The sequence below is a fragment of the Pseudomonas brassicacearum genome, assembly GCF_003732175.1.
Taxonomy (GTDB): domain Bacteria; phylum Pseudomonadota; class Gammaproteobacteria; order Pseudomonadales; family Pseudomonadaceae; genus Aquipseudomonas; species Aquipseudomonas brassicacearum_G.
The window spans coordinates 1-22,326 of sequence record NZ_MOBI01000038.1 but is presented as its reverse complement, the minus strand read 5'-3'; the positions used below and the strand labels follow the sequence as shown (position 1 = coordinate 22,326).

Sequence of the window (22,326 nt, the reverse complement as noted above, 5' to 3'; positions counted from 1 at the left end):
CGCCGTTATCTCTGTGCTGGGTCTGCCGATAGACTCATGGCTTCTCCAGGAGATTGTTCTCATGCACGAGTACCTGAGCCCCGGCCGCTTCATCGATAGTGACCACCCTGCGGTGGTGGAGTTCGCTGAACAGCATCGCGGTAACAGCCGTGATCCGGTCGAGCAGGCGGTGAGTCTGTATTACGCCGTGCGTGAAGCGGTGCGCTACAACCCCTACACCTTCAGCCGTGATCCCGCGACCTTGTGTGGCAGTTATGCGCTGGCCACCGGTGAAGGCTACTGCGTGCCCAAAGCCACTTTGCTGGCCGGTTGCACGCGGCACTGTGGGATCGCCGCGCGGATTGGTCTCGCGGATGTGCGCAATCACTTGTCGACCCCGCGCTTGATCGAGTTGCTCAGGAGTGATGTGTTCGCCATGCACGGTTACACCGAGTTGTATTTGCAGGGTCGCTGGGTCAAGGCCACGCCGGCGTTCAACCAGAAACTCTGTGAGCTGTTCGATGTACCGGCACTGGAGTTCGACGGGATCAATGACAGCATCTTCCATCCGTTCAATCGCCAGGGGCTGCAATCGATGGAGTATCTGGTCGACCATGGTCAGTTCGCCGACGTGCCCGAAGCGTTCTTCTTCGAGTACCTGGAAAAACTCTACCCACATTTGTTTGGTGAGCAGTCGCCAGCCCTGTTGGGCGACATGCAGAGCGATTTGAGTCGCGGCTGATCCGGGGCGTAGACTGCCCCGGCATTCATCCAATGAATCCATTGAGGAGCGGTCATGCTGAAGATCTGGGGTCGGAAAAATTCGTCGAATGTCAGAAAGGCACTGTGGTGCGCCGAAGAACTCGGGCTGACCTACGAAACGCAGGATGCGGGCGGGGCTTTTGGTGTGGTCGACACACCGGAATATCGCGCGATGAACCCCAATGGCCGCATTCCGGTGATTGAAGACGACGGTTTTGTGCTGTGGGAATCCAATACCATCGTGCGTTATCTGGCTGCCCGTCACGCCGCTGATTCGAACTGGTACCCGACCGACGTGCAGGCCCGGGCAGCCGCTGAAAAGTGGATGGACTGGACCACTTCGTCCTTTGCCGAACCTTTCCGCCAGGTGTTCTGGGGCGTATTGCGTACCCCCGCAGATCAGCAGGATTGGGCCGCAATCAACGCGGCGCAGAAAACCTGCGAGCAATTGCTGTCGATGGTCGACCAGGCATTGGCGCAGAAGCCTTATTTGTCCGGCGACGAGATCGGCGTGGGCGACATTCCGTTGGGCAGCTTTATCTATGCCTGGTTCGAGATGCCCATCGAGCGAGCGCCAATGCCCCATCTGCAAGCCTGGTATGCGCGCCTGAAGCAACGTCCGGCTTATCAGAAAGCCGTCATGACCGCGTTGACTTAATACTGACTATCAACACACTTGACTGTACTTGTGCGGTGTCGCCAAGCACCATTGCATTCATGCGCCGCGGTTGCATGGGTCGCCGCCCGCCCTTATTTATTCCTGACCTCCCTTCTTGGTGTGTAAATCCGATATGAGTTCTGCTCTGTCCATCCGGCAGCTAACCAAAACCTACGGCAACGGTTTCCAGGCCTTGAGTGGTATCGATCTGGATGTCGCCGAAGGTGACTTTTTCGCCTTGCTCGGCCCCAACGGCGCCGGCAAATCCACGACCATCGGCATTCTCTCGACCCTGGTGAACAAGACCAGCGGAACGGTGAATATCTTTGGCCACGACCTGGACCGCGACCCGGCGGGGCTCAAGCGCTGCATCGGCGTGGTGCCGCAGGAATTCAATTTCAACCAGTTCGAAAAGACCTTCGACATAGTCGTGACTCAAGCTGGTTACTACGGTATCCCGCCCAAAATCGCCAAGGAGCGCGCTGAGCAATACCTGACTCAGCTCGGTCTGTGGGACAAGCGCGATGTACCGTCGCGTTCACTGTCGGGCGGCATGAAGCGGCGGTTGATGATCGCGCGTGCGTTGGTGCATGAACCGCGCCTGCTGATCCTCGACGAGCCGACTGCCGGCGTGGACATCGAACTGCGTCGCTCGATGTGGACCTTCCTCACCGAGCTGAACCAGAAAGGCATCACCATCATCCTCACCACGCATTACCTGGAAGAGGCTGAGCAGTTGTGCCGCAACATCGGCATCATCGACCACGGCACCATCGTCGAAAACACCAGCATGCGTAACCTGCTCAGCCAGTTGCATGTCGAGACGTTCCTGCTGGACCTGAAAAACGAATTGACCGTAGCGCCGCAGTTGAACGGTTATCCGACCCGTCTGGTCGACAGCCGCACCCTGGAAGTCCAGGTCGATAAAGCCGTCGGTATTACCGCGTTGTTCGGCCAACTGGCCACGCAGAACATCGAAGTGCTGAGCCTGCGCAACAAAACCAATCGCCTCGAGGAGTTGTTCGTGTCTCTGGTGGAGAAAAATCTGGCGAAGGTGGCCGTATGAGTTCCGAACTGAAGCCCAACCTCGTTGCGCTCAATACCATTGTTTATCGTGAGGTCCGGCGTTTTACCCGGATCTGGCCGCAGACCCTGCTGCCGCCGGCCATCACCATGGTTCTGTACTTTGTGATCTTCGGCAATCTGATTGGCCGGCAAATCGGTGATATGGGTGGTTTCACCTATATGGAATACATCGTGCCGGGCTTGATCATGATGTCGGTGATCACCAACGCCTATGGCAACGTGGTCTCCAGCTTCTTCGGCAGCAAATTCCAGCGCTCCATCGAGGAGCTGATGGTTTCACCGGTTTCGCCGCACACCATTCTGATCGGCTACACCGTGGGCGGGGTGCTGCGTGGCTTGGCAGTGGGTGTGATCGTGACGCTGCTTTCGCTGTTTTTCACTCACCTGCAAGTACACCATTTGGGGATTACCTTGCTGGTGGTGCTGCTGACGGCAACGATCTTTTCGCTACTGGGCTTCATCAACGCGGTGTTTGCGCGCAACTTCGACGATATTTCGATTATCCCGACGTTCGTGCTGACGCCGTTGACCTACCTGGGCGGGGTGTTCTACTCGATCAGCCTGTTGCCGCCATTCTGGCAAACCGTGTCGCTGGCCAACCCGGTGTTGCACATGGTCAACGCTTTCCGTTACGGCATCCTCGGCGTCTCGGACATCAAGATCAGCGTCGCCATTACCTTCATGCTAGTGGCAACCGTAGTGCTGTACATCGGTTGCGCGCGGTTGCTGGTCAGCGGACGCGGAATGCGCACCTAAACACACATCCAGAACTATTGATCGTTCCCACGCTCTGCGTGGGAATGCCTCTGGGGACGCTCCGCGTCCAGTGACGCGGAGCGTCACGGGCTGCATTCCCACGCGGAGCGTGGGAACGATCAGTGTGTTGGCCGCTACTTTGGTGAGTCCGGTGGGTCGAGGTGATCCAGTGCCCGATTCACCGCCAACTCGGCCAGGGAAATCATCTGCTGAATCGCCAACGCGGTATTGCGCTTGGGGCCTTCGAGCTCAAACGCCAGATCGCTGGCCATGACATTGACCGAGGCGAGGGTCTCGCAGGCGTGGGCCAGCAGGGTTTCAGAGTCGACGTCGGGGGCAATGACGAAAATGCAGCCGGGGCGTCGGTCGGCTAACAACTGCTTGGTCTCGGGTAGCACCAGGTAATGATCGAGCGCACGGTGTGCGGCGGCGTGGAGTTCTTTCGAGTCGAGAGAGGCGTAGGGGGAAACCGGATCGGTTTCGGGCGGATTCGGTGTGGCTTTGAACATTGTCGTAATTTCCTCTTTGGAGCTACCACCGATTCGCTGCTAAACGAGAGGGTGGCGGCTGTACGCAGGTTAGCAGACCGGGAGGAATCACGAAAAACCGGCGCGCCCGAGGGCGCCCTGCGCACAGCCACCATAGCGTTCAGGGATAGGGAATACCTGAATTTCTGGAGTGCAGTGCACCTACGTGAAACCTCCGAGCTGCTAAACCCGATCACTGATTGGCAGTGACACGGAAACAATAGAGGCGAGGACCAAAGCGCACAAGCCGGCGGATTCTGGCGCAGGTGTAGGCCGTGACGCAAGGCACTGTAGCCTCCGATGGGCACAGCGTAGGCAAGCTTAAACACCCGTCGTAGCAGCTGCCGAGCCCGCGAGGCTGCGTTAGAGGCGGGCCGCGTTCGGACGAAGTCCTCGCCAACCCTGCGTATGCGGTTTACCTGACAGAACGTGTTGCATGATTTTACGACCGCTGCGTCCGGATGCGGCCCAGACCGAACGCAGCCTCGCAAGCTCGACAGCTGCTACGGGCGCGGCTCTGTAATTGACTGTTCGTGTTTTGCGTGTTGATCGTTCCCACGCAGAGCGTGGGAACGATCAGCGTGTTGGCGTGCTACTGCGGTGAGTCCGGCGGATCGAGGTGATCCAGTGCCCGATTCTTGCGAGCAAGCCCGCAGGTTCGGCGTCTTAACTGACCGGCATCACCACCCAAAGGTGCCGTTTTTGCATTTCTAAATCCGACTTTGCCTGCGCCGCTTCCATTGTCGACCCACCCACCAGCGCCAGTAGGTCATGGTCAGGCAGTAGGCCAACGCGCCGAGCACCAGGCCAGTCACCACCGAGCCCAGCAGAAACGGTTGCCAAAGGGTTGAGAGCTCACCGCTGATCCATTCCCAGGTCAGCTCATCCGGCAGGCTGCGGGCGGGGACATCCATCAGCCAGGCGCCGGTCTGATAGGTGCAGTAAAACACCACGGGCATGGTGATCGGGTTGGTCAGCCAGACCAGGCTCACCGCGATCGGAATATTGCCTCGCACCCAAATGGCGAGCATTGCCGCCACCAGCATTTGCAACGGTATCGGTAGAAACGCGGCGAACACGCCGATGGCCATGGCGCGCGCAACCGAGTGCCGATTGAGGTGCCAGAGGTTCGGGTCATGCAGCAGCGTACCGAGAAAGCGTAAGGATTTGTGTTCCCGGATGCTGGTCGGGTCTGGCATGTAACGTTTGAATAAGCGCCGGGGCATAAGGCTTCTCGGTCGGTTCAAGCGGCAAGTATGCCCGGATTCTACGGAGTGCCAGTTCAGACTTTGTGACAATTAATAAATGCGGACTTTGGTTACTCGGCTAATCCAAGAGGAGGGACTCTCAAGGACAGGCTAATGCGCACAGGGATGTTGGCGCTCGCGTTGGGTCTGTTGGCCTTGCGTTTTTTACCGGTGTTGCCACCGCTCGGGCTACTGCTGTTGCTGCCCGTACTGGTATTGATGTTGTTGCCATTTCGCACCTTTCCACTGGCGTTTTTTCTGTTCGGTTTCAGCTGGGCGTGTGCCAGTGCGCACTGGGCTTTGGCAGATCGTTTGGCGCCGGACCTCGACGGGCAAACCCGCTGGGTCGAAGGACGAGTCGTCGGCTTGCCGCAGAACGCGCAAGGCGTGGTGCGTTTCGAGCTGGCCGATAGCGAGTCGCGGCGCACACCATTGCCGAGGTTGATGCGGTTGGCCTGGTATGACGGTCCGACCGTCAACAGCGGTGAGCGCTGGCGACTGGCGGTGAAATTGAAGAGCCCCACAGGCCTGCTCAATCCGCAGGCTTTTGATTACGACGCCTGGCTGTTGGCGCAACGCATCGGCGCGACGGGAAGCGTCAAGGACGGTCAGTTGCTCAGACCTGCGCAAGGGGCCTGGCGTGATGCTGTTCGCCAGCGGTTGCTGGCGGTCGATGCTCAAGGGCGCGAGGGGGCGTTGGCGGCGCTGGTGCTGGGCGACGGGTCCGGGCTGAGCAGCGAAGACTGGCGCGTGTTGCAAGACACCGGCACCGTGCATTTGCTGGTGATTTCCGGGCAGCACATCGGGTTGCTGGCCGGGATGGTTTATCTGCTGATTGCCGGATTGGCGCGTTATGGGGTGTGGCCGCAGAGCTTGCCATGGTTACCGTGGGCCTGCGGCGTGGCGTTCGCGGCGGCGCTCGGCTATGGGTTGCTGGCCGGTTTCGAGGTGCCGGTGCGCCGGGCCTGCGTGATGATCGGTCTGGTGCTGTTATGGCGGCTGCGGTTTCGCCATCTGGGGGCCTGGTGGCCTTTGTTGCTGGCGTTGAACGCGGTGTTGTTGCTTGAGCCGCTGGCCAGTTTGCAGCCGGGATTCTGGTTGTCATTTGCCGCCGTGGCGGTGCTGATTTTTACCTTCGGCGGCCGCCTGGGTGCCTGGCGCTGGTGGCAAACCTGGACGCGCGCGCAATGGCTAATCGCGATTGGCTTATGCCCGTTGCTGCTGATACTCGGTTTGCCCATCAGTCTCAGTGGCCCGTTGACCAATCTGCTGGCCGTGCCGTGGATCAGCCTGGTGGTGTTGCCCCCGGCCTTGCTGGGGACGTTGCTGCTGCCGCTGCCTTATATCGGCGAGGGGCTGTTGTGGCTGGCCGGCGGCTTGCTCGATGTTCTGTTCAACGGCCTGGCATTGGTGGCTGGGCAGATCCCGGCATGGGTTGCACCGGTGATTCCGCTCTGGGTCTGGGGGATAAGTGCTGTTGGCGCTTTTCTGCTGTTGCTGCCCAAAGGCTTGCCCATACGGTTATTGGGGTGGCCGATGCTTCTTTTGATAGTGCTTCCACCACTCAAAACCGTACCTGACGGCATGGCTGAAATCTGGCAACTGGACGTCGGCCAGGGCCTGGCCATTGTGGTCCGCACGCGCCATCACACGTTGCTCTACGACGCCGGCCCGCGTTTCGGTGATTTCGATCTGGGCGAGCGGGTGGTGTTGCCGTCGTTGCGCAAACTCGGTGTGCGCAAGCTGGAGGTGATGCTGATCAGTCATGCCGATGCCGATCACGCCGGTGGCGCGCGCTCGGTCGCAAGCGGATTGCCGGTGGCGCAGGTGCTCAGCGGTGATCCCGAAGCGCTGCCGGCCGAGTTGCACGCGCAGTCCTGTGAGAGCGGTCAGCGCTGGGAGTGGGACGGGGTGAGTTTTGCGCTCTGGCAATGGTCCGGAGCGAGTGAGAGCAACCAGAAATCCTGCGTCCTGCAGATCGAAGCCAACGGCGAACGTCTGTTGTTGACTGGCGACATTGACGCCCGGGCCGAGCAGGCGTTGCTGGAAAGTCCGCTGGCGGTCGCGACCGACTGGCTACAGGCGCCGCATCACGGCAGTCGCAGCTCTTCGTCGATGGCCTTTCTCACGGCGTTGGCGCCCAAGGCCGTGTTGATTTCTCGTGGGCACGACAATTCGTTCGGTCATCCCCATCCGCAAGTGCTGGCACGTTATCGCCGGCTGGGCATGCAGGTTTATGACAGCGCCGAGCAGGGCGCCTTGCGTTTGCGTCTGGGGGCGTTCGAGGCGCCCGAGTCACTGCGCCAGCAACCACGTTTCTGGCGCTCCCCGCCGTTTGTCAGCCAATAACCACCGGTCATCAGCGCGGCGCGCCATGCGACACACGGTCTGTGGCGTGTCGGGTCTCTCTGTCGAGTCTGTATGTTAAAGTGGCGGACTTTTTCGAGGGGACTGTCACTGTGTGGGAATTGGTCAAATCCGGCGGCTGGATGATGCTGCCGATCATTCTGAGTTCCATCGCGGCAATGGCGATCGTTGCCGAGCGTCTCTGGACCTTGCGGGCCAGCCGTGTAACCCCGGAGCATTTGCTCGGGCAGGTCTGGGTCTGGATCAAGGACAAGCAACTCAATAAGGAAAAACTCAAGGAACTGCGCGCCAACTCGCCGTTGGGCGAGATCCTCGCGGCGGGCCTGGCCAACTCCAAGCATGGTCGCGAGATCATGAAGGAGTGCATCGAAGAGGCCGCTGCCCGGGTGATCCACGAGCTGGAACGCTACATCAACGCGCTGGGTACCATCGCCGCCATGGCGCCGTTGCTCGGCCTGCTCGGCACGGTGTTGGGCATGATCGATATCTTCAGTTCGTTCATGAGCACCGGCATGACCACCAACGCGGCGGTGCTGGCCGGCGGTATTTCCAAAGCCTTGATCACCACGGCTTCGGGCCTGATCGTCGGTATCCCGTCGGTGTTCTTCCACCGGTTCCTGCAACGGCGTATCGATGAACTCGTCGTGGGCATGGAGCAGGAAGCCATCAAGCTGGTTGAAGTGGTGCAGGGCGACCGTGACGTCGATCTGGCTGAGGGCAAAGCGTGAAATTCCGCCGCAAGCAACGGGAGAACGTGGACATCAACCTCGTGTCCCTGATCGACGTGGTGTTTGTCCTGCTGCTGTTCTTCGTCGTGACCACCACCTTTACCCGGGAAACCCAGTTGCGCGTCGACCTGCCGGAAGCCGTCAGCGGGTCGCCTGCCGAAGACCAGCAGACCAAGCAAGTGGACATCGCTATCAGCGCCGACGGAGTATTTTCGGTCAACAACCAATTGTTGCCGAAGAACGATCTGGCCAGCCTGATCGACGCCTTGAAGAAGGAATCGAATGGCGACACCAACTCGCCGCTGTCGATCAGCGCCGATGGCAAAACCCAGCATCAGGCCGTCATCACGGCGATGGATGCCGCGGGCAAGCTGGGTTTCACCCACTTGCGCATGACCACCGTTGAGGCGGCGCCGACGCCCTGATGGCCATGTCCGATCGTTTGCTCGCCGCCTGGTACGCCGGTCATCCGGCGCTGAAGTTATTGCAGCCACTGGAATGGCTGTACCGGCGTGTGGTCACGGCCAAGCGCGCACGGTTTCTGGCAGGCCAAGGCGAGATCTACCAGCCGCCGGTGCCGCTGATCGTAGTCGGCAACATTACGGTGGGCGGTACCGGCAAGACGCCGTTGATCCTGTGGATGATCGACCACTGCCAGCGCAGTGGCCTGCGGGTTGGCGTGGTCAGTCGCGGTTATGGCGCCAAACCGCCGCAATTGCCCTGGCGGGTCGAAGCCGGGCAGAGCGCGGCCATCGCGGGCGACGAACCACTGTTGATCGTCCAGCGCACCGGCGTGCCATTGATGATTGACCCCGATCGCAGTCGCGCCGTGCAGGCGCTGCTGGCCGCTGAGCCGCTGGATCTGATTCTGTCTGACGATGGCATGCAACATTACCGTCTGGCACGCGATCTTGAGCTGGTGTTGATCGATGCCGCACGCGGATTGGGCAATAAACGCTGCCTGCCGGCGGGCCCTCTGCGTGAGCCGGTCGAGCGCCTGCAAAGCGTCGATGCGCTGCTCTACAACGGCGCCACGGCAGATCGCGACGACGGTTTTGCCTTCCAGCTGCAACCGACTGCGCTGGTCAACCTGCTGACGGGCGAACGTCGCTCGCTTGAGCATTTCCCCGCGGGCCAGGCGCTGCACGCGGTGGCCGGAATCGGTAATCCGCAACGTTTCTTCAACACCCTTGAAACGCTACACTGGCAGCCTGTTGCACATGCTTTTGCCGACCACGCCGAGTACAGCGCGGCGGCCTTGAATTTCACACCGTCACTGCCGTTGGTGATGACCGAGAAGGATGCGGTGAAATGCCGAGCCTTCGCGGCCGCCGACTGGTGGTATCTGACGGTCGATGCTGCGCCATCACCGGCCTTCGTGGCCTGGTTCGATACGCAGTTGATGCGGCTGTTGCCCGCGCGGCTTTTGCCTTAAAACGTTTTTATCCAGGGAATGCTCATGGACACCAAATTGCTCGACATCCTCGCTTGCCCGATCTGCAAAGGTCCGCTCAAGCTCAGCGCCGATAAAACCGAGCTGATCAGCAAAGGCGCCGGTCTGGCTTATCCGATTCGTGATGGGATTCCGGTGATGCTCGAAAGTGAAGCACGCACCCTGACAACAGACGAGCGTCTGGATAAATGAGCACAGCCTTCACCGTCGTGATTCCGTCGCGTTTTGCTTCTACCCGTCTGCCGGGCAAACCCCTGCAAATGATTGCCGGCAAGCCGATGATCCAGCACGTTTGGGAACAGGCGAGCAAAAGCAGCGCGCAACGGGTAGTCGTTGCTACCGACGATGCGCGCATCGTCGAGGCCTGCAAGGCGTTTGGCGCTGAAGTGGTGATGACCCGTGAGGACCACAACTCCGGCACTGATCGTCTGGCTGAAGTCGCTGCCCAACTGGGCCTGGCGCCGGACGCTATCGTGGTCAATGTGCAAGGCGACGAGCCGTTGATTCCGCCCTCCGTGATCGATCAGGTCGCGGCCAATCTGGCGGCCCATGCCGAAGCGCGCATGGCGACCCTGGCCGAGCCGATCGAAGACGTTGAAACCCTGTTCAACCCCAACGTGGTCAAGGTCGTCAGCGATCTGAATGGCCTGGCGCTGACGTTCAGTCGCGCGACCTTGCCGTGGGCACGGGACGACTTCGCCAAGAGCCGCGAGCAATTGCCGGTTGGCGTTCCTTTCCGTCGGCACATTGGCATCTATGCCTATCGCGCCGGTTTCCTGCATGACTTTGTCAGCTGGGGCCCGTGCTGGCTGGAAAACACCGAGTGCCTGGAACAGCTGCGTGCGCTTTGGCACGGTGTGCGGATTCACGTTGCCGATGCACTGATTGCACCGCCACCGGGTGTCGACACGGCTGAAGACCTCGAGCGCGTTCGTCGCCTGCTGGAGGCCTGATGCGGGTTCTGTCCGTCTGCCTGGGCAACATCTGCCGTTCACCCACGGCTGAAGGAGTGCTGCGACACAAACTGCGTGAAGCCGGTTTGGCCGATCAGGTCGAAGTGGCTTCTGCGGGCACCGGTGACTGGCACGTCGGCAAGGCCCCGGACAAGCGCAGCCAGGCCGCCGCGCTGCGTCGTGGTTATGACCTGTCCGCGCAACGTGCCCAGCAGGTTACACGCGCCGATTTTTCCAGTTATGACCTGATCCTCGCCATGGACCACAGCAACCTGCGCAAACTCAAGGCGTTGCAGCCGGCCAAGGGCAGGGCGGAGCTGGATTTGTTCCTGCGCCGCTATGAGTCGAGCGTGGATGAAGTGCCGGATCCTTATTACGACGGCGATCAAGGCTTCGAGCAGGTGCTGGACCTGATCGAGCGCGCCAGCGATTTGCTGGTGATTGAATTGAAGGGACGCTTATGACTTTGCACCTGCAATCGCAGGTTTCGCTGAAGCCGTACAACAGCTTTGGCGTGGACGTGCGCGCGCAATTGTTCGCGCAAGCCCACGGTGATGCCGATGTACGCGAGGCGCTGGCGTATTCGGCCGCGCATGCTGTACCGCTGCTGGTGATTGGCGGTGGCAGCAACCTGTTGCTGACCGCAGACATTGCAGCACTGGTGCTGCGCATGGCCACCCGTGGCATTCGAGTGTTGAGCGACGACGGCAGTCAGGTGGTGATCGAAGCCGAGGCCGGCGAAAGCTGGCACCCGTTTGTGCAATGGACACTGGTGCAGGGCCTGTCGGGCCTTGAGAACCTCAGCCTGATCCCCGGCACCGTCGGTGCCGCGCCGATGCAGAACATCGGTGCCTATGGGGTCGAGATCAAGGATGTGTTCGCCGGTCTGACCGCCCTGGACCGCCAGACCGGCGAGCTGCGGGATTTCACGCTGGCCGAGTGCAACTTTGCCTACCGTGACAGCCTGTTCAAGCAGCAGGTCGGTCGCTGGTTGATCCTGCGGGTACGTTTTGCCCTGAACCGCGTCGAGCATTTGCACCTGGAATACGGCCCGGTTCGTCAGCGTTTGACCGAACAGGGCATTGATCATCCCACCGCAACCGATGTCAGCCAGGCGATTTGCAGCATTCGCAATGAGAAGCTCCCTGACCCGGCGGTGCTCGGCAATGCCGGCAGCTTCTTCAAGAACCCACTGGTGTCAAAGGAGCTGGCGGCACAGATCCGCCTTGAGCATCCGGGCCTGGTCGGTTATCCACAAGCGGATGGCCGGGTGAAACTGGCGGCCGGCTGGTTGATCGAGCAGGCGGGCTGGAAGGGTTTTCGTGACGGCGATGCCGGCGTGCATCGCTTGCAGTCGCTGGTGCTGGTCAACTACGGCACGGCCACCGGGCTTGAGTTGCTTAACCTGGCACAGCGGATCCAGAGAGACATCGCCGAGCGCTTCAATGTCGAGCTGGAAATGGAGCCGAATCAGTATTGAGCTACGCTTGATCGCTGAATCCAGAGCCCTGCACACCTACCTTGGTTGCAGGGCTTTTTTGTTAATGCTGAGTTAACTTAGCCTGCTAACGATGCAATCATTTGCTCCATAACTCTACCAATATGCGGGCGTGCCCATGATTACCCTGAAGCTCAATGGTCAAGATCATCAACTCGACGTCACCGAGGACATGTCACTGCTCTGGGCAATCCGCGATGTGGCCGGTTACAGCGGTACCAAATTCGGTTGCGGCATGGGCCTGTGTGGCGCTTGCACGATTCATATCGACGGCGCCCCGGCGCGCAGTTGCATCACGCCTATCGGTTCGGTGATCGGGCAGGACGTCAGCACCATCGACAACCTGCACAGCGATCCGGTTGGCCAGGTCGTCCAGCAAGCCTGGCTCGACACGGCGGTCGCCCAGTGTGGTTTTTGCCAGGGCGGGCAGATCATGTCGGCCACTGCGTTGCTCAAGACCAACCCCAATCCCAGCGATGAACAGATCGAGCAGGCGATGGTCGGCAATATCTGCCGCTGCGGCACTTACAATCGCATCAAGACCGCGATACGCCAGGCCTCCACTCATCTGCAGGAGCGCAAGGCATGAGCCAGCTACCGAATGATTTCGCGCTAAGTAATCTCAGTCGTCGTGGTTTTCTCAAAGGTGCGGGGGCGACCGGTGCGCTGGTGCTCGCCGCCAGTTGGGGCTGGCAGGACGCGTTCGCTGAAGAGAAGAAATTCGGTGCCGCGGGCATGCCCAACGGCTGGATCGATGATCCCAAGGTCTACGTGAGTATTGCCGCCGACGGCAGCGTGACGGTGGTCTGCAACCGTTCGGAAATGGGCCAGGGTGTGCGGACCAGTTTGAGTATGGTGGTCGCCGATGAACTGGACGCCGATTGGGCAATGGTCAAAGTCCGGCAGGCGCCGGGAGATGAGGTGCGCTTCGGCAACCAGGACACCGACGGCTCGCGCAGCATGCGCCATTGGTACGAGCCGATGCGCCGTTGCGGTGCCGCTGCACGAACCATGCTGGAACAAGCGGCGGCCGATCAGTGGAAAGTCCCGGTTGGCGAATGCCGCGCGCAATTACACAACGTTATCCACCAGCCCACCGGGCGTGAACTCGGTTACGGTGCGCTCGCCGTTGCTGCGGGGGCGCTGGCAGTGCCGGCTCGTGAAAACCTGCGGCTGAAGCAGCCTTCGGAGTTTCGCTACATCGGCAAAGAGTCGACCCGGGCTATCGACGGTACGGACATCGTCAATGGTCGTGCGGTCTACGGTGCCGACGTGCACTTTGACGGCATGTTGTTCGCCACCGTGGCGCGGCCGGCGGTTTATGGCGGCAAGGTCAAGTCCTTCGATGCCAGTGCGGCGCTGAAGGTCCCGGGAGTGGTCAAGGTTATCCAGATTGAAAGCCGCCCATTGCCCTCTGAATTCCAGCCGTTGGGCGGGGTGGCGGTGATTGCCAGCAATACCTGGGCGGCGATCAAGGGCCGTGAAGCGCTGAAGATCGAGTGGGATGACGGCGCTAATGCCGGTTACGACTCGATTGCCTACCGCAAGGAGCTGGAGGCCGCCGCCCTGAAACCGGGCAAAGTGGTGCGCAGCACCGGTAATATCGATGAGGCCATGAACAGTGCCGACAGCAGTCTGGAGGCGGCCTACTATCTGCCGCATCTGGCGCAGTCGCCGATGGAACCGATGGTTGCCGTTGCGCGCTTCAAGGATGGCCATTGCGAAGCCTGGGCGCCGAGTCAGGCCCCGCAAGTGACCCGCGAGCGCATCGCCGAGCGCTTGGGTATTCCATTCGACAAGGTCACGGTCAACGTCACCTTGTTGGGCGGTGGTTTCGGTCGCAAGTCCAAGCCGGATTTCATTCTCGAAGCAGCAATCCTGGCCAAGGAGTTTCCCGGCAAGGCTGTGCGCGTGCAATGGACCCGTGAAGACGACATCCACTGTTCGTACTTCCATACCGTCTCGGCGGAGTACCTCAAGGCCAGCCTGAACAAGGACGGTATGCCGTCCGGTTGGCTGCACCGCACCGTGGCGCCAAGCATCACCGCGTTGTTCGCACCTGGCATGAATCACGAAGGGGCCTTCGAGTTGGGCATGGGCTTTACCAACATGGCCTATGCGATTCCCAATGTGCGCCTGGAAAACCCTGATGCGGCGGCGCATACCCGGGTTGGCTGGTATCGCTCGGTGTCGAACATTCCTCACGGTTTCGCGATTCAGAGCTTTGTCGACGAGTTGGCGCACAAGGCCGGACAAGACCCGCTGAAGTACCAGATCAAGCTCTTGGGGCCGGACCGTCAGATCGATCCGCGAACCCTGAGCGAAGAGTGGAACTACGGTGAATCCCCTGAGCGTTATCCCATCGATACGGCGCGCCTGCGTGGCGTTCTGGAAACGGCGGCCAAGGGTGCCGGCTGGGGGCGCAAATTGCCCAAGGGCCGTGGTTTGGGCCTGGCGGTGCATTACAGCTTCGTCACCTATGTGGCGGCGGTCATCGAGGTTGAAGTCAAGGACGACGGTACGCTGATCGTGCACAAGGCCGACATCGCGGTCGATTGTGGTCCTCAGGTCAACCCGGAGCGGATTCGCTCGCAGTTCGAAGGGGCCTGCGTGATGGGCCTGGGTAACGCGGTGCTGGGTGAAATCAGCTTCAAGGACGGCAAGGTCCAGCAGGACAACTTCCATATGTACGAAGTGGCGCGCATGTCCCTGGCGCCGAAAGAGGTCGCGGTGCATTTGGTCACGCCAGCCGGCAATGTGCCGCTGGGCGGCGTCGGTGAGCCGGGTGTGCCGCCTATCGCTCCGGCGTTGTGCAATGCGATCTTCGCCGCTACTGGCAAGCGTATTCGCAGTTTGCCGGTGCGCTACCAGTTGCAAGGCTGGCAGCAGACTAAAGCCTGATGCGCAGCGTCGAGCAGAGTCTGAAGCTGGGCGCGATCATTCTTGCGGCGGGGCAGGGCAGTCGTTATCGACAAGTGGCGGGTGCCGACCAGGACAAGTTGCTGGCGATGTGCGAGGGGCGCGACGGTATTGTGCGGCCGGTGATCGAACAGGTGCTGCGCAATCTGCCGATTGGCATGGGCACCCGGTTGTTGGTGACGACGCCGGATCGCCCAGAAGTTGCGCGGCTGGCCCGGGCTTATGGTTGCCAGGTGCTGCTGCTGGCGTCGGCGGGCATGGGCGACAGCATTGCAGCGGCGGTCGCTGCGTGCCCGGCGCTGGATGGCTGGCTGCTGGTGTTGGGGGATATGCCGTTTATCTTGCCGTCGAGTATTGAGCGGATTGTCGAGGGGATTGCGCTCGATACCATCAGCGTGCCCGTGCAGGGTGGCGAGTTTGGGCATCCGGTGGGATTTGGGCGTTCGTTGGGTGCCGCGCTGATGGCGTTGTCCGGCGACCGGGGGGCCAAGCCGTTGTTTGCGTCGGCGAACGTCGTTGAGGTGGCGGTGGAGGATCCCGGAGTGTTGTGGGATGTGGACGTGCCTGAGGCGTTGGTCTTCAAGTAGCCCCGGCGCAGATCCCGTGTGGGAGCGAGCCTGCTCGCGATAGCGATTTAACATTCAGTATTGATGCAAGCTGATCCACCGCTATCGCGAGCAGGCTCGCTCCCACGGGGGATTGGTGTGATGCTCAAAGACATAAAAAAGCCCCGCCTGGGTTACCAGGCGGGGCTTTTTAGTGGCTGATGGAATCAGGCGAGGGGTTTAGGCTCGTGCTCTTTTTCCAGGGCCTCAGGTTTGTGCTCTACCACTTCTTCGACGGAACGCAGGTTTTCGTCGATGGTTGGGGTGGCAGGCTCGGCAGTCACTTCAGCGACCGGGGCAGGGGCTGCCTCGACGACTTCAGCAACAACCGGAGCAGCAGCGGCAGCCAGTTCGGCTTCCTTCTGCAGACGCTCGGCTTCACGCTTGCGGCGACGCACTTCACGTGGGTCGTTTGGCGCGCGGCCACTTGGCGTCAGGGCGCTGACCGGGGCGGCTTCGACAACCGGTGCAGCCACTTCGGCGACAACCGGTGCTTCAACCACTGGAGCAGGCTCGGCAACAACAGCCGGGGCTTCAGCGACTGGCGCTGGAACTTCGACAGCTGCAGTTTCTGCAACCCAGTTGAACGCGGTTTGCTCTTCGCGAACCACAGGCGCTTTTTCAGCGACCGGGGCTTCAACCACAGGCTCGGCAGCGACTACTGGCTGTTGTTGTTCTGCGACAACGACGGGTTCAGCGCCAGCGTGAACTTCAGGCTGTGCTTCCCGAACAGGAGCCACTTCTACCGCTGGAACGACTGGCGCTTCGACCGGAGTGGTGGCTTCCACGACTGGCGCTTCAACCTGAGCCACTTCCTGAACAGCATCTTGAGTCACAGCGCTAGCGCGTTCAGCTTGCTGATGAGCCTGAGCTTCAGCAGGAGCGCTGATCACAGTGCTGGCAACAGCGGCGGTAACGGCCAGGCCGGCAGCCAGTTCAGCGCCTGTTGGCTCTTCGCTGGTTTCGGACTCTTCCGAGCCTTCGATCACGTTGCCATTGGCATCGCGTTGACGCTCGCGACGGTTGCTGCGACGACGCTGACCACGGGAGCGGCGGCGTGGACGATCGCCTTCGGCGTTGTCCTGGCCATCTTCCTGCAGTTGCTCTTCGTTGGTTGGCAGCTCTTCTTCAGCAACGGCGGCAGCGGCTTGCTCGGCGCGTGGTTGACGTTCTTCACGCGGTGGGCGTGGAGCGCGCTCTTCACGTGGCTGACGAGCCGGACGCTCTTCAGCAACAGCAGTTACAGCGGCGGCAGCGGCTGGCGCGGCATCCAGAGGTTCACGCAGTTCACGAACCGGGCGCTCTTCACGCTCGCCACGTGGCTTGCGATCTTCACGAGGGGCGCGTGGTGCGCGCTCTTCACGCGGTGGGCGCGGTGCGCGTTCTTCGCGAGCGACTGCTGGAGTCTCTTCGCGGGCTTCGCGTGGTTGACGCTCTTCACGAGGCTCGCGCGGTGCGCGTTCTTCACGAGGGGCGCGTTCTTCGCGTGGTTTGCGTTCTTCGTCGCGGCGACCGTTACGGTTGCGGCTTTGCTGACGACCGTTACGACGCTCTTCGTTGCGTGCCGGGCGCTCGGTAGCTGGTTTTTCAACCACAACCGGAGCAGCAGGCTCTTCCTTGGTGGCGAACAGGCTGACCAGCGACTTCACCAGGCCTTTGAACAGGCTTGGCTCAGGCGCGGCAACCGGAGCGGCAACCGGTGCGGCGGCGGCAACGACTTCGGTCGGAACCGGAGCGTTGGCGCGGGCTGGAGCGGTTTTCACAGCGGCTTCCTGGCGAACCAGGGTGCGGGTGGCGGCGGCCGGTTGAACTTCTTCCACTTCAGCAGCGGCAGCAGCGATTTCGTAGCTGGACTGGTTGATGTGGGCTTCCGGGCTGTCATCGCGCAGACGCTGAACTTCGAAGTGCGGCGTTTCGAGGTGGTCGTTTGGCAGGATGACGATGCGGGCACGGGTGCGCAGTTCGATCTTGGTGATCGAGTTGCGTTTTTCGTTCAGCAGGAACGCAGCGACCGGGATCGGCACTTGTGCACGAACTTCGGCAGTGCGGTCTTTCAGAGCTTCTTCTTCGATCAGGCGCAGGATCGCCAGCGACAGCGATTCAACGTCACGGATGATGCCGGTGCCGTTGCAGCGAGGGCAGACGATGCCGCTGCTTTCGCCCAGCGATGGACGCAGGCGCTGACGGGACATTTCCAGCAGGCCGAAGCGCGAGATGCGACCGACTTGCACGCGAGCGCGGTCGGCTTCCAGGCATTCGCGGACTTTCTCTTCCACGGCGCGCTGGTTCTTGGCAGGGGTCATGTCGATGAAGTCGATGACGATCAGGCCGCCGATGTCGCGCAGGCGCAACTGACGGGCGATTTCTTCGGCGGCTTCAAGGTTGGTCTGCAGGGCGGTTTCTTCGATGTCGCTGCCTTTGGTGGCGCGCGCCGAGTTGATGTCGATGGACACCAGGGCTTCGGTCGGATCGATAACGATGGAGCCGCCGGAAGGCAGTTCAACGACGCGCTGGAAAGCGGTCTCGATCTGGCTTTCGATCTGGAAACGGTTGAACAGCGGAACGCTGTCTTCGTACAGCTTGATCTTGCTGGCGTACTGCGGCATCACCTGGCGGATGAAGGTCAGGGCTTCGTCCTGGGCTTCAACGCTGTCGATCAGCACTTCGCCGATGTCCTGGCGCAGATAGTCGCGGATCGCACGGATGATCACGTTGCTTTCCTGATAGATCAGGAATGGCGCGGAACGATCCAGCGAGGCTTCTTTGATGGCGGTCCACAGTTGCAGCAGGTAGTCGAGGTCCCACTGCATTTCTTCGCTGCTGCGGCCAAGGCCGGCAGTGCGCACGATCAGACCCATGTCAGCCGGGGCAACCAGGCCGTTCAGGGCTTCACGCAGTTCGTTGCGCTCTTCACCTTCGATGCGACGGGAGATACCGCCGGCACGCGGGTTGTTCGGCATCAGAACCAGGTAACGACCGGCCAGGCTGATGAAGGTGGTGAGGGCGGCGCCCTTGTTGCCACGTTCTTCTTTTTCGACCTGAACGATGACTTCCTGGCCTTCGCTCAGGACGTCCTTGATGTTGACGCGGCCTTCAGGGGCTTTCTTGAAGTATTCGCGGGAGATTTCTTTGAGGGGCAGGAAGCCGTGGCGCTCAGAGCCGAAATCGACAAAGGCAGCCTCAAGGCTTGGTTCGATGCGAGTAATCCGGCCTTTATAGATGTTGGCCTTCTTCTGCTCGCGTGCACCGGACTCGATGTCCAGGTCGTAGAGGCGCTGGCCGTCTACCAGTGCAACACGCAACTCTTCGGGTTGAGTTGCGTTAATCAGCATTCTTTTCATGTAGTACCGTCGGTTTCCGGGCTGCCGGAAACGGCGTTCGGCACACACGACTTCTCACGGTCGGTGTCAGGTGCGTCAGGAGTGGTTGGCCACTCCAGTGTCTAGCGAGGTTCGACCAATTGGGCCGGCGTCGCGACGTACGCGTCCTGCTTGCTGTGGCTACTTAAGCACTCAGTCAGGAGGAGGAATCAACCGGCGACTGTGGACGAGATGAAGCGTCTAAATATAAGCCTAGTGCTACACAGTCCGACGGTTGTGCATCTCCACCCTACACGTATCCCTGATAATTCGGGTGCTGCCGCGCGCAGAATCCGCAGCGGGTTGGCATTTACCGTGTTCTCCAATGGGGAGTTCACGCTCATGGCTACACAAGACTGGGTGACAGCTGTTTTGCTGGTACTCAGCTTGTAACAGGCGTTGTTTCCGAAGCACTCGCTCAAGGGCCGGTTCGGGACTGACTGCACTTTGTGAACTGGCCGTAAATATCGGCGCATCAGACGAGTGGTTACTCTGTTGCTGCGCTCGCTTCAGGCCTCATGTCACCTGCGCTTGTTACAATCACGAACCTTCCAATCGTTGCGAAAGCCCCGTAGGACGGCCTCGCGTCCTGATGAATTGCGTTGGTCAGGGCCGGCAATCTGCCGTTTGTCCTCTGTCCGGGCCGCTTTTGGCGGCGTTCGCGACTATAGCAGCAATGATTAAGTGCTTCAATTCCATAAAAAATTGTTATCATTCGCGGCATGACGACTACTGCCCCCTCGACCCCAAGCGTACAACTGCTTGAGGTCTCGCCGGAATATGCCGGCCAACGTATTGATAACTTCCTTCTTGCTCGGCTCAAAGGCGTGCCCAAGACCTTGATTTACCGCATTTTGCGTAAAGGCGAAGTGCGTGTGAACAAAGGTCGGATCAAGCCCGAATACAAGCTGCAGGCGGGCGACATCGTGCGCGTGCCGCCGGTGCGTGTGCCGGAGCGCGACGAGCCGGTGCCATTGGCGCAAGGTTTGTTGCAGCGCCTCGAGGCCTCGATTGTCTTCGAAGACAAGGCGCTGATCGTGATCAACAAGCCTTGCGGCATCGCTGTTCACGGCGGCAGCGGCTTGAATTACGGCGTGATCGAAGCCTTTCGTCAGTTGCGTCCGGATTGCAAGGAGCTTGAGCTGGTTCACCGTCTCGATCGTGACACCTCCGGTCTGCTGATGATCGCCAAAAAACGCAGCATGCTGCGTCACTTGCACACGGCATTGCGCGGCGATGGCGTCGATAAGCGCTATATGGCGCTGGTCCGCGGTAACTGGGCTGCCTCGATCAAGCAAGTCCGTGCGCCGCTGGGCAAGAGCAATCTGCGCTCCGGCGAGCGCATGGTCGAGGTCGACGAGGAGGAGGGCAAGGAGTCCGTGACCGTGTTCAAGGTCCTGCGTCGCTTTGGCGACTTTGCCACCCTGATCGAAGCCAAACCGATCACCGGGCGGACTCACCAGATTCGCGTGCATACCCTGCATGTCGGGCATTGCATCGCCGGCGACAGCAAGTACGGCGATGACGACTTCAGCAAAGAGATTCGCGATCTGGGCGGCAAGCGCCTGTTTCTCCATGCCTACATGCTGACCGTGCCGCTGCCTGATGGCGGTGAGCTCAAGCTTCAGGCGCCCGTGGATGAAATGTGGGCCAAGACCGTGGAGCGCCTGAGTGCACCCTGATTACAAATTGCTGATTTTCGATTGGGACGGCACGTTGGCCGACTCCATTGGTCGGATTGTCGAGGCGATGCATGTCGCGTCGCAGCGATCCGGTTTTCAGTTACGCGATGATCTTGCCGTCAAGGGCATCATTGGTCTGGGGCTGCCGGAAGCGATTCGCACGCTGTATCCGGAGATTGGTGATGACGAGTTGGTGGCATTCCGTCAGCACTATGCGGATCACTACATTGCGTCGGAAGCTGTGCCTTCGCCGTTGTTTGACGGTGTTGTCGAGTCGCTTGAAGCGTTTCGTGCCGAGGGTTATCACCTGGCGGTAGCTACCGGCAAGGCGCGTCGCGGGCTGGATCGTGTGTTGAAGTCCCACGGTTGGGAGGATTATTTCGATATCACTCGCGCCGCCGATGAAACCGCCAGCAAGCCGCATCCACTGATGCTCGAACAGATTCTGGCCCATTGCGACGTTCTCCCCGAGCAGGCGTTGATGGTGGGGGATTCGTCGTTTGATCTGCAGATGGCGCGCAACGCCGGGATGGATTCGGTTGCCGTCAGCTATGGTGCTCAATCGATGGAAGCCTTGCGCGTGTTCGAGCCGCGCCTGGCCATCGATCATTTTTCGCAATTGCATGCCTGGCTGGGTCAGCGGGCCAATTAGGTTTTTGTTGGGGTGGATGGAATGACCGACGAATGGAAGGCGCCAGCCAAGGCCAGTGCCGAAGATGGCGAAGACAAGAGCTGGAAGCTGCTTGAGAAAACCCTGCTTGCGGGGGTGCAGGAGCAGCGTCGCTCTCGGCGTTGGGGGATTTTCTTCAAGCTACTGACCTTTGTTTATCTGCTCATCGCGTTGATCCTCTTTACGCCGCTGATGGATATTGAGAAAAGCGCAACTCGCGGGTCGGGCTACACCGCGTTGATCGAAGTGACCGGGGTGATTGCCGACAAGGAATCGGCCAGCGCCGACAACATTGTTGGCGGTTTGCGCGCCGCGTTTGAGGATCCGAAGGTCAAGGGCATCGTGCTGCGAATCAACAGTCCGGGCGGCAGTCCGGTGCAGTCGGGTTATGTCTACGATGAAATCGGTCGTCTGCGTGCCCTGCATCCGAAGATCAAGGTTTATGCGGTGATTTCTGATCTGGGGGCTTCGGGGGCTTACTACATCGCCAGTGCGGCGGACCAGATCTACGCCGACAAGGCGAGTCTGGTGGGGTCGATTGGTGTGACGGCGGCCGGTTACGGGTTTGTCGGGACCATGGAAAAACTTGGTGTCGAGCGTCGGACCTATACGTCCGGCGAGCATAAGTCGTTCCTTGATCCGTTCCAGCCGGAAAAACCGGATGAGATCAAGTTCTGGCAGGGTGTGCTGGATACCACTCACCAGCAGTTTATCGCCAGTGTCAAAAAGGGCCGCGGCGATCGCCTGAAAGACAAAGAGCATCCGGAGCTGTTCTCCGGGCTGGTCTGGTCGGGCGAGCAGGCGCTGCCATTGGGTTTGATCGATGGTTTGGGCAGTGCCAGTTCGGTGGCGCGTGACGTGATCGGCGAGAAAGAGCTGGTCGACTTCACGATTCAAGAGTCGGCGTTCGACCGCTTCTCGAAAAAACTCGGCGCCAGCGTGGCTGAGCAGTTGGCCATGTGGATGGGCTTTCAGGGGCCGGCATTGCGCTGATTATCGTGCGATGTAAAAAAAACCGGCCTGCGTGGCTAATGCCGATCAGTTAAGCCCTATTGCTTGACCTTTGGCCGCAAGAAA

Annotated in this window: 21 protein-coding genes; 18 read left to right on the top strand and 3 right to left on the bottom strand. The window is 60.4% G+C overall.

The window, feature by feature from the left end:
• The first annotated feature begins 61 nt into the window (after positions 1 to 61).
• The 4 genes from BK658_RS28170 to BK658_RS28155 all read left to right on the top strand — a co-directional run bounded on the left by BK658_RS28170 (position 62) and on the right by BK658_RS28155 (position 3,241).
• A complete protein-coding gene (locus tag BK658_RS28170; RefSeq protein WP_123585164.1) occupies positions 62 to 721 on the top strand; it encodes a transglutaminase-like domain-containing protein in 660 nt (219 codons plus the stop codon).
• A 54-nt stretch (positions 722 to 775) separates the two neighbouring features.
• Positions 776 to 1,399, top strand: a complete 624-nt coding sequence (locus BK658_RS28165) for a glutathione S-transferase family protein (protein ID WP_123585163.1) — start codon at positions 776 to 778, stop codon at positions 1,397 to 1,399.
• 133 nt (positions 1,400 to 1,532) lie between these two features.
• Positions 1,533 to 2,465, top strand: a complete 933-nt coding sequence (locus BK658_RS28160; protein ID WP_123585162.1) for an ABC transporter ATP-binding protein — start codon at positions 1,533 to 1,535, stop codon at positions 2,463 to 2,465.
• Positions 2,462 to 3,241 (top strand): ABC transporter permease, encoded by a 780-nt coding sequence (locus BK658_RS28155; RefSeq protein WP_123585161.1) that lies wholly within the window; start codon positions 2,462 to 2,464, stop codon positions 3,239 to 3,241. Before BK658_RS28160 ends, BK658_RS28155 begins: the two co-directional genes overlap by 4 nt.
• Before the next feature lie 134 nt (positions 3,242 to 3,375).
• Here BK658_RS28155 and BK658_RS28150 read toward each other — a convergent pair whose 3' ends face one another.
• Together BK658_RS28150 and BK658_RS28145 are read right to left on the bottom strand one after the other, a co-directional pair.
• Positions 3,376 to 3,750 (bottom strand): DUF6124 family protein, encoded by a 375-nt coding sequence (locus BK658_RS28150; protein WP_123585160.1) that lies wholly within the window; start codon positions 3,748 to 3,750, stop codon positions 3,376 to 3,378.
• A 728-nt stretch (positions 3,751 to 4,478) separates the two neighbouring features.
• On the bottom strand, positions 4,479 to 4,994 hold the full coding sequence (locus BK658_RS28145) for a DUF2062 domain-containing protein (RefSeq protein ID WP_123585159.1): 516 nt from the start codon (positions 4,992 to 4,994) through the stop codon (positions 4,479 to 4,481).
• 135 nt (positions 4,995 to 5,129) lie between these two features.
• On the opposite strand from BK658_RS28145, the gene BK658_RS28140 reads away from it, so the two are divergent.
• The 11 genes from BK658_RS28140 (at position 5,130) to BK658_RS28090 (ending at position 15,520) form a co-directional block, all read left to right on the top strand.
• The gene (locus BK658_RS28140; protein ID WP_123585158.1) at positions 5,130 to 7,364 is read left to right on the top strand and encodes a DNA internalization-related competence protein ComEC/Rec2; all 2,235 of its coding nucleotides are present in this window, start codon (positions 5,130 to 5,132) and stop codon (positions 7,362 to 7,364) included.
• Positions 7,365 to 7,474: 110 nt separating this feature from the next.
• Positions 7,475 to 8,110 (top strand): MotA/TolQ/ExbB proton channel family protein, encoded by a 636-nt coding sequence (locus BK658_RS28135; RefSeq protein ID WP_019689340.1) that lies wholly within the window; start codon positions 7,475 to 7,477, stop codon positions 8,108 to 8,110.
• Complete coding sequence (locus BK658_RS28130) at positions 8,107 to 8,535, top strand: ExbD/TolR family protein (RefSeq protein WP_123585157.1); 429 nt, start codon at positions 8,107 to 8,109, stop codon at positions 8,533 to 8,535. Before BK658_RS28135 ends, BK658_RS28130 begins: the two co-directional genes overlap by 4 nt.
• Positions 8,535 to 9,545, top strand: coding sequence for a tetraacyldisaccharide 4'-kinase (gene lpxK, locus BK658_RS28125; RefSeq protein ID WP_123585156.1), 1,011 nt, complete (start codon positions 8,535 to 8,537; stop codon positions 9,543 to 9,545). The genes BK658_RS28130 and lpxK overlap by 1 nt, the downstream gene beginning before the upstream one ends.
• Positions 9,546 to 9,569: 24 nt before the next feature.
• Complete coding sequence (locus tag BK658_RS28120; protein WP_003174668.1) at positions 9,570 to 9,755, top strand: Trm112 family protein; 186 nt, start codon at positions 9,570 to 9,572, stop codon at positions 9,753 to 9,755.
• Complete coding sequence (gene kdsB, locus BK658_RS28115) at positions 9,752 to 10,516, top strand: 3-deoxy-manno-octulosonate cytidylyltransferase (RefSeq protein ID WP_123585155.1); 765 nt, start codon at positions 9,752 to 9,754, stop codon at positions 10,514 to 10,516. Before BK658_RS28120 ends, kdsB begins: the two co-directional genes overlap by 4 nt.
• A complete protein-coding gene (locus BK658_RS28110; protein WP_123585154.1) occupies positions 10,516 to 10,980 on the top strand; it encodes a low molecular weight protein-tyrosine-phosphatase in 465 nt (154 codons plus the stop codon). The genes kdsB and BK658_RS28110 overlap by 1 nt, the downstream gene beginning before the upstream one ends.
• Positions 10,977 to 11,996: a UDP-N-acetylmuramate dehydrogenase gene (gene murB, locus BK658_RS28105; RefSeq protein WP_123585153.1), complete on the top strand. Its 1,020-nt coding sequence runs from the start codon at positions 10,977 to 10,979 to the stop codon at positions 11,994 to 11,996. Before BK658_RS28110 ends, murB begins: the two co-directional genes overlap by 4 nt.
• Before the next feature lie 136 nt (positions 11,997 to 12,132).
• Positions 12,133 to 12,603 (top strand): (2Fe-2S)-binding protein, encoded by a 471-nt coding sequence (locus BK658_RS28100; protein WP_123585152.1) that lies wholly within the window; start codon positions 12,133 to 12,135, stop codon positions 12,601 to 12,603.
• The gene (locus tag BK658_RS28095; protein ID WP_123585151.1) at positions 12,600 to 14,915 is read left to right on the top strand and encodes a xanthine dehydrogenase family protein molybdopterin-binding subunit; all 2,316 of its coding nucleotides are present in this window, start codon (positions 12,600 to 12,602) and stop codon (positions 14,913 to 14,915) included. The genes BK658_RS28100 and BK658_RS28095 overlap by 4 nt, the downstream gene beginning before the upstream one ends.
• Entirely contained in the window at positions 14,915 to 15,520 is a 606-nt protein-coding gene (locus tag BK658_RS28090; protein ID WP_123585150.1) for a nucleotidyltransferase family protein, read from the top strand. Before BK658_RS28095 ends, BK658_RS28090 begins: the two co-directional genes overlap by 1 nt.
• Positions 15,521 to 15,705: 185 nt before the next feature.
• On the opposite strand, the gene rne is transcribed toward BK658_RS28090, so the two are convergent.
• A complete protein-coding gene (gene rne, locus BK658_RS28085; RefSeq protein ID WP_123585149.1) occupies positions 15,706 to 18,879 on the bottom strand; it encodes a ribonuclease E in 3,174 nt (1,057 codons plus the stop codon).
• Between the two features lie 740 nt (positions 18,880 to 19,619).
• Between rne and rluC the strand changes: the two genes are divergently transcribed.
• The 3 genes from rluC to BK658_RS28065 are packed head-to-tail and all read left to right on the top strand — an operon-like array spanning position 19,620 to position 22,242.
• Positions 19,620 to 20,579: a 23S rRNA pseudouridine(955/2504/2580) synthase RluC gene (gene rluC, locus BK658_RS28075; RefSeq protein ID WP_123585148.1), complete on the top strand. Its 960-nt coding sequence runs from the start codon at positions 19,620 to 19,622 to the stop codon at positions 20,577 to 20,579.
• Positions 20,569 to 21,231, top strand: coding sequence for an HAD-IA family hydrolase (locus BK658_RS28070; RefSeq protein ID WP_123585147.1), 663 nt, complete (start codon positions 20,569 to 20,571; stop codon positions 21,229 to 21,231). Before rluC ends, BK658_RS28070 begins: the two co-directional genes overlap by 11 nt.
• A 21-nt stretch (positions 21,232 to 21,252) precedes the next feature.
• Complete coding sequence (locus BK658_RS28065; protein WP_123585146.1) at positions 21,253 to 22,242, top strand: S49 family peptidase; 990 nt, start codon at positions 21,253 to 21,255, stop codon at positions 22,240 to 22,242.
• Positions 22,243 to 22,326 lie beyond the last annotated feature (84 nt).

What these genes read in the sequence shown, in the direction of transcription:
- BK658_RS28170 (WP_123585164.1), top strand. Translation starts at nt 62, where the DNA reads ATGCACGAGTACCTGAGCCCCGGCCGCTTCATCGATAGTGACCACCCT.
- BK658_RS28165 (WP_123585163.1), top strand. Translation starts at nt 776, where the DNA reads ATGCTGAAGATCTGGGGTCGGAAAAATTCGTCGAATGTCAGAAAGGCA.
- BK658_RS28160 (WP_123585162.1), top strand. Translation starts at nt 1,533, where the DNA reads ATGAGTTCTGCTCTGTCCATCCGGCAGCTAACCAAAACCTACGGCAAC.
- BK658_RS28155 (WP_123585161.1), top strand. Translation starts at nt 2,462, where the DNA reads ATGAGTTCCGAACTGAAGCCCAACCTCGTTGCGCTCAATACCATTGTT.
- BK658_RS28150 (WP_123585160.1), bottom strand. Translation starts at nt 3,750, where the DNA reads ATGTTCAAAGCCACACCGAATCCGCCCGAAACCGATCCGGTTTCCCCC.
- BK658_RS28145 (WP_123585159.1), bottom strand. Translation starts at nt 4,994, where the DNA reads ATGCCCCGGCGCTTATTCAAACGTTACATGCCAGACCCGACCAGCATC.
- BK658_RS28140 (WP_123585158.1), top strand. Translation starts at nt 5,130, where the DNA reads ATGCGCACAGGGATGTTGGCGCTCGCGTTGGGTCTGTTGGCCTTGCGT.
- lpxK (WP_123585156.1), top strand. Translation starts at nt 8,535, where the DNA reads ATGGCCATGTCCGATCGTTTGCTCGCCGCCTGGTACGCCGGTCATCCG.
- BK658_RS28120 (WP_003174668.1), top strand. Translation starts at nt 9,570, where the DNA reads ATGGACACCAAATTGCTCGACATCCTCGCTTGCCCGATCTGCAAAGGT.
- kdsB (WP_123585155.1), top strand. Translation starts at nt 9,752, where the DNA reads ATGAGCACAGCCTTCACCGTCGTGATTCCGTCGCGTTTTGCTTCTACC.
- BK658_RS28110 (WP_123585154.1), top strand. Translation starts at nt 10,516, where the DNA reads ATGCGGGTTCTGTCCGTCTGCCTGGGCAACATCTGCCGTTCACCCACG.
- murB (WP_123585153.1), top strand. Translation starts at nt 10,977, where the DNA reads ATGACTTTGCACCTGCAATCGCAGGTTTCGCTGAAGCCGTACAACAGC.
- BK658_RS28100 (WP_123585152.1), top strand. Translation starts at nt 12,133, where the DNA reads ATGATTACCCTGAAGCTCAATGGTCAAGATCATCAACTCGACGTCACC.
- BK658_RS28095 (WP_123585151.1), top strand. Translation starts at nt 12,600, where the DNA reads ATGAGCCAGCTACCGAATGATTTCGCGCTAAGTAATCTCAGTCGTCGT.
- BK658_RS28090 (WP_123585150.1), top strand. Translation starts at nt 14,915, where the DNA reads ATGCGCAGCGTCGAGCAGAGTCTGAAGCTGGGCGCGATCATTCTTGCG.
- rne (WP_123585149.1), bottom strand. Translation starts at nt 18,879, where the DNA reads ATGAAAAGAATGCTGATTAACGCAACTCAACCCGAAGAGTTGCGTGTT.
- rluC (WP_123585148.1), top strand. Translation starts at nt 19,620, where the DNA reads ATGACGACTACTGCCCCCTCGACCCCAAGCGTACAACTGCTTGAGGTC.
- BK658_RS28065 (WP_123585146.1), top strand. Translation starts at nt 21,253, where the DNA reads ATGACCGACGAATGGAAGGCGCCAGCCAAGGCCAGTGCCGAAGATGGC.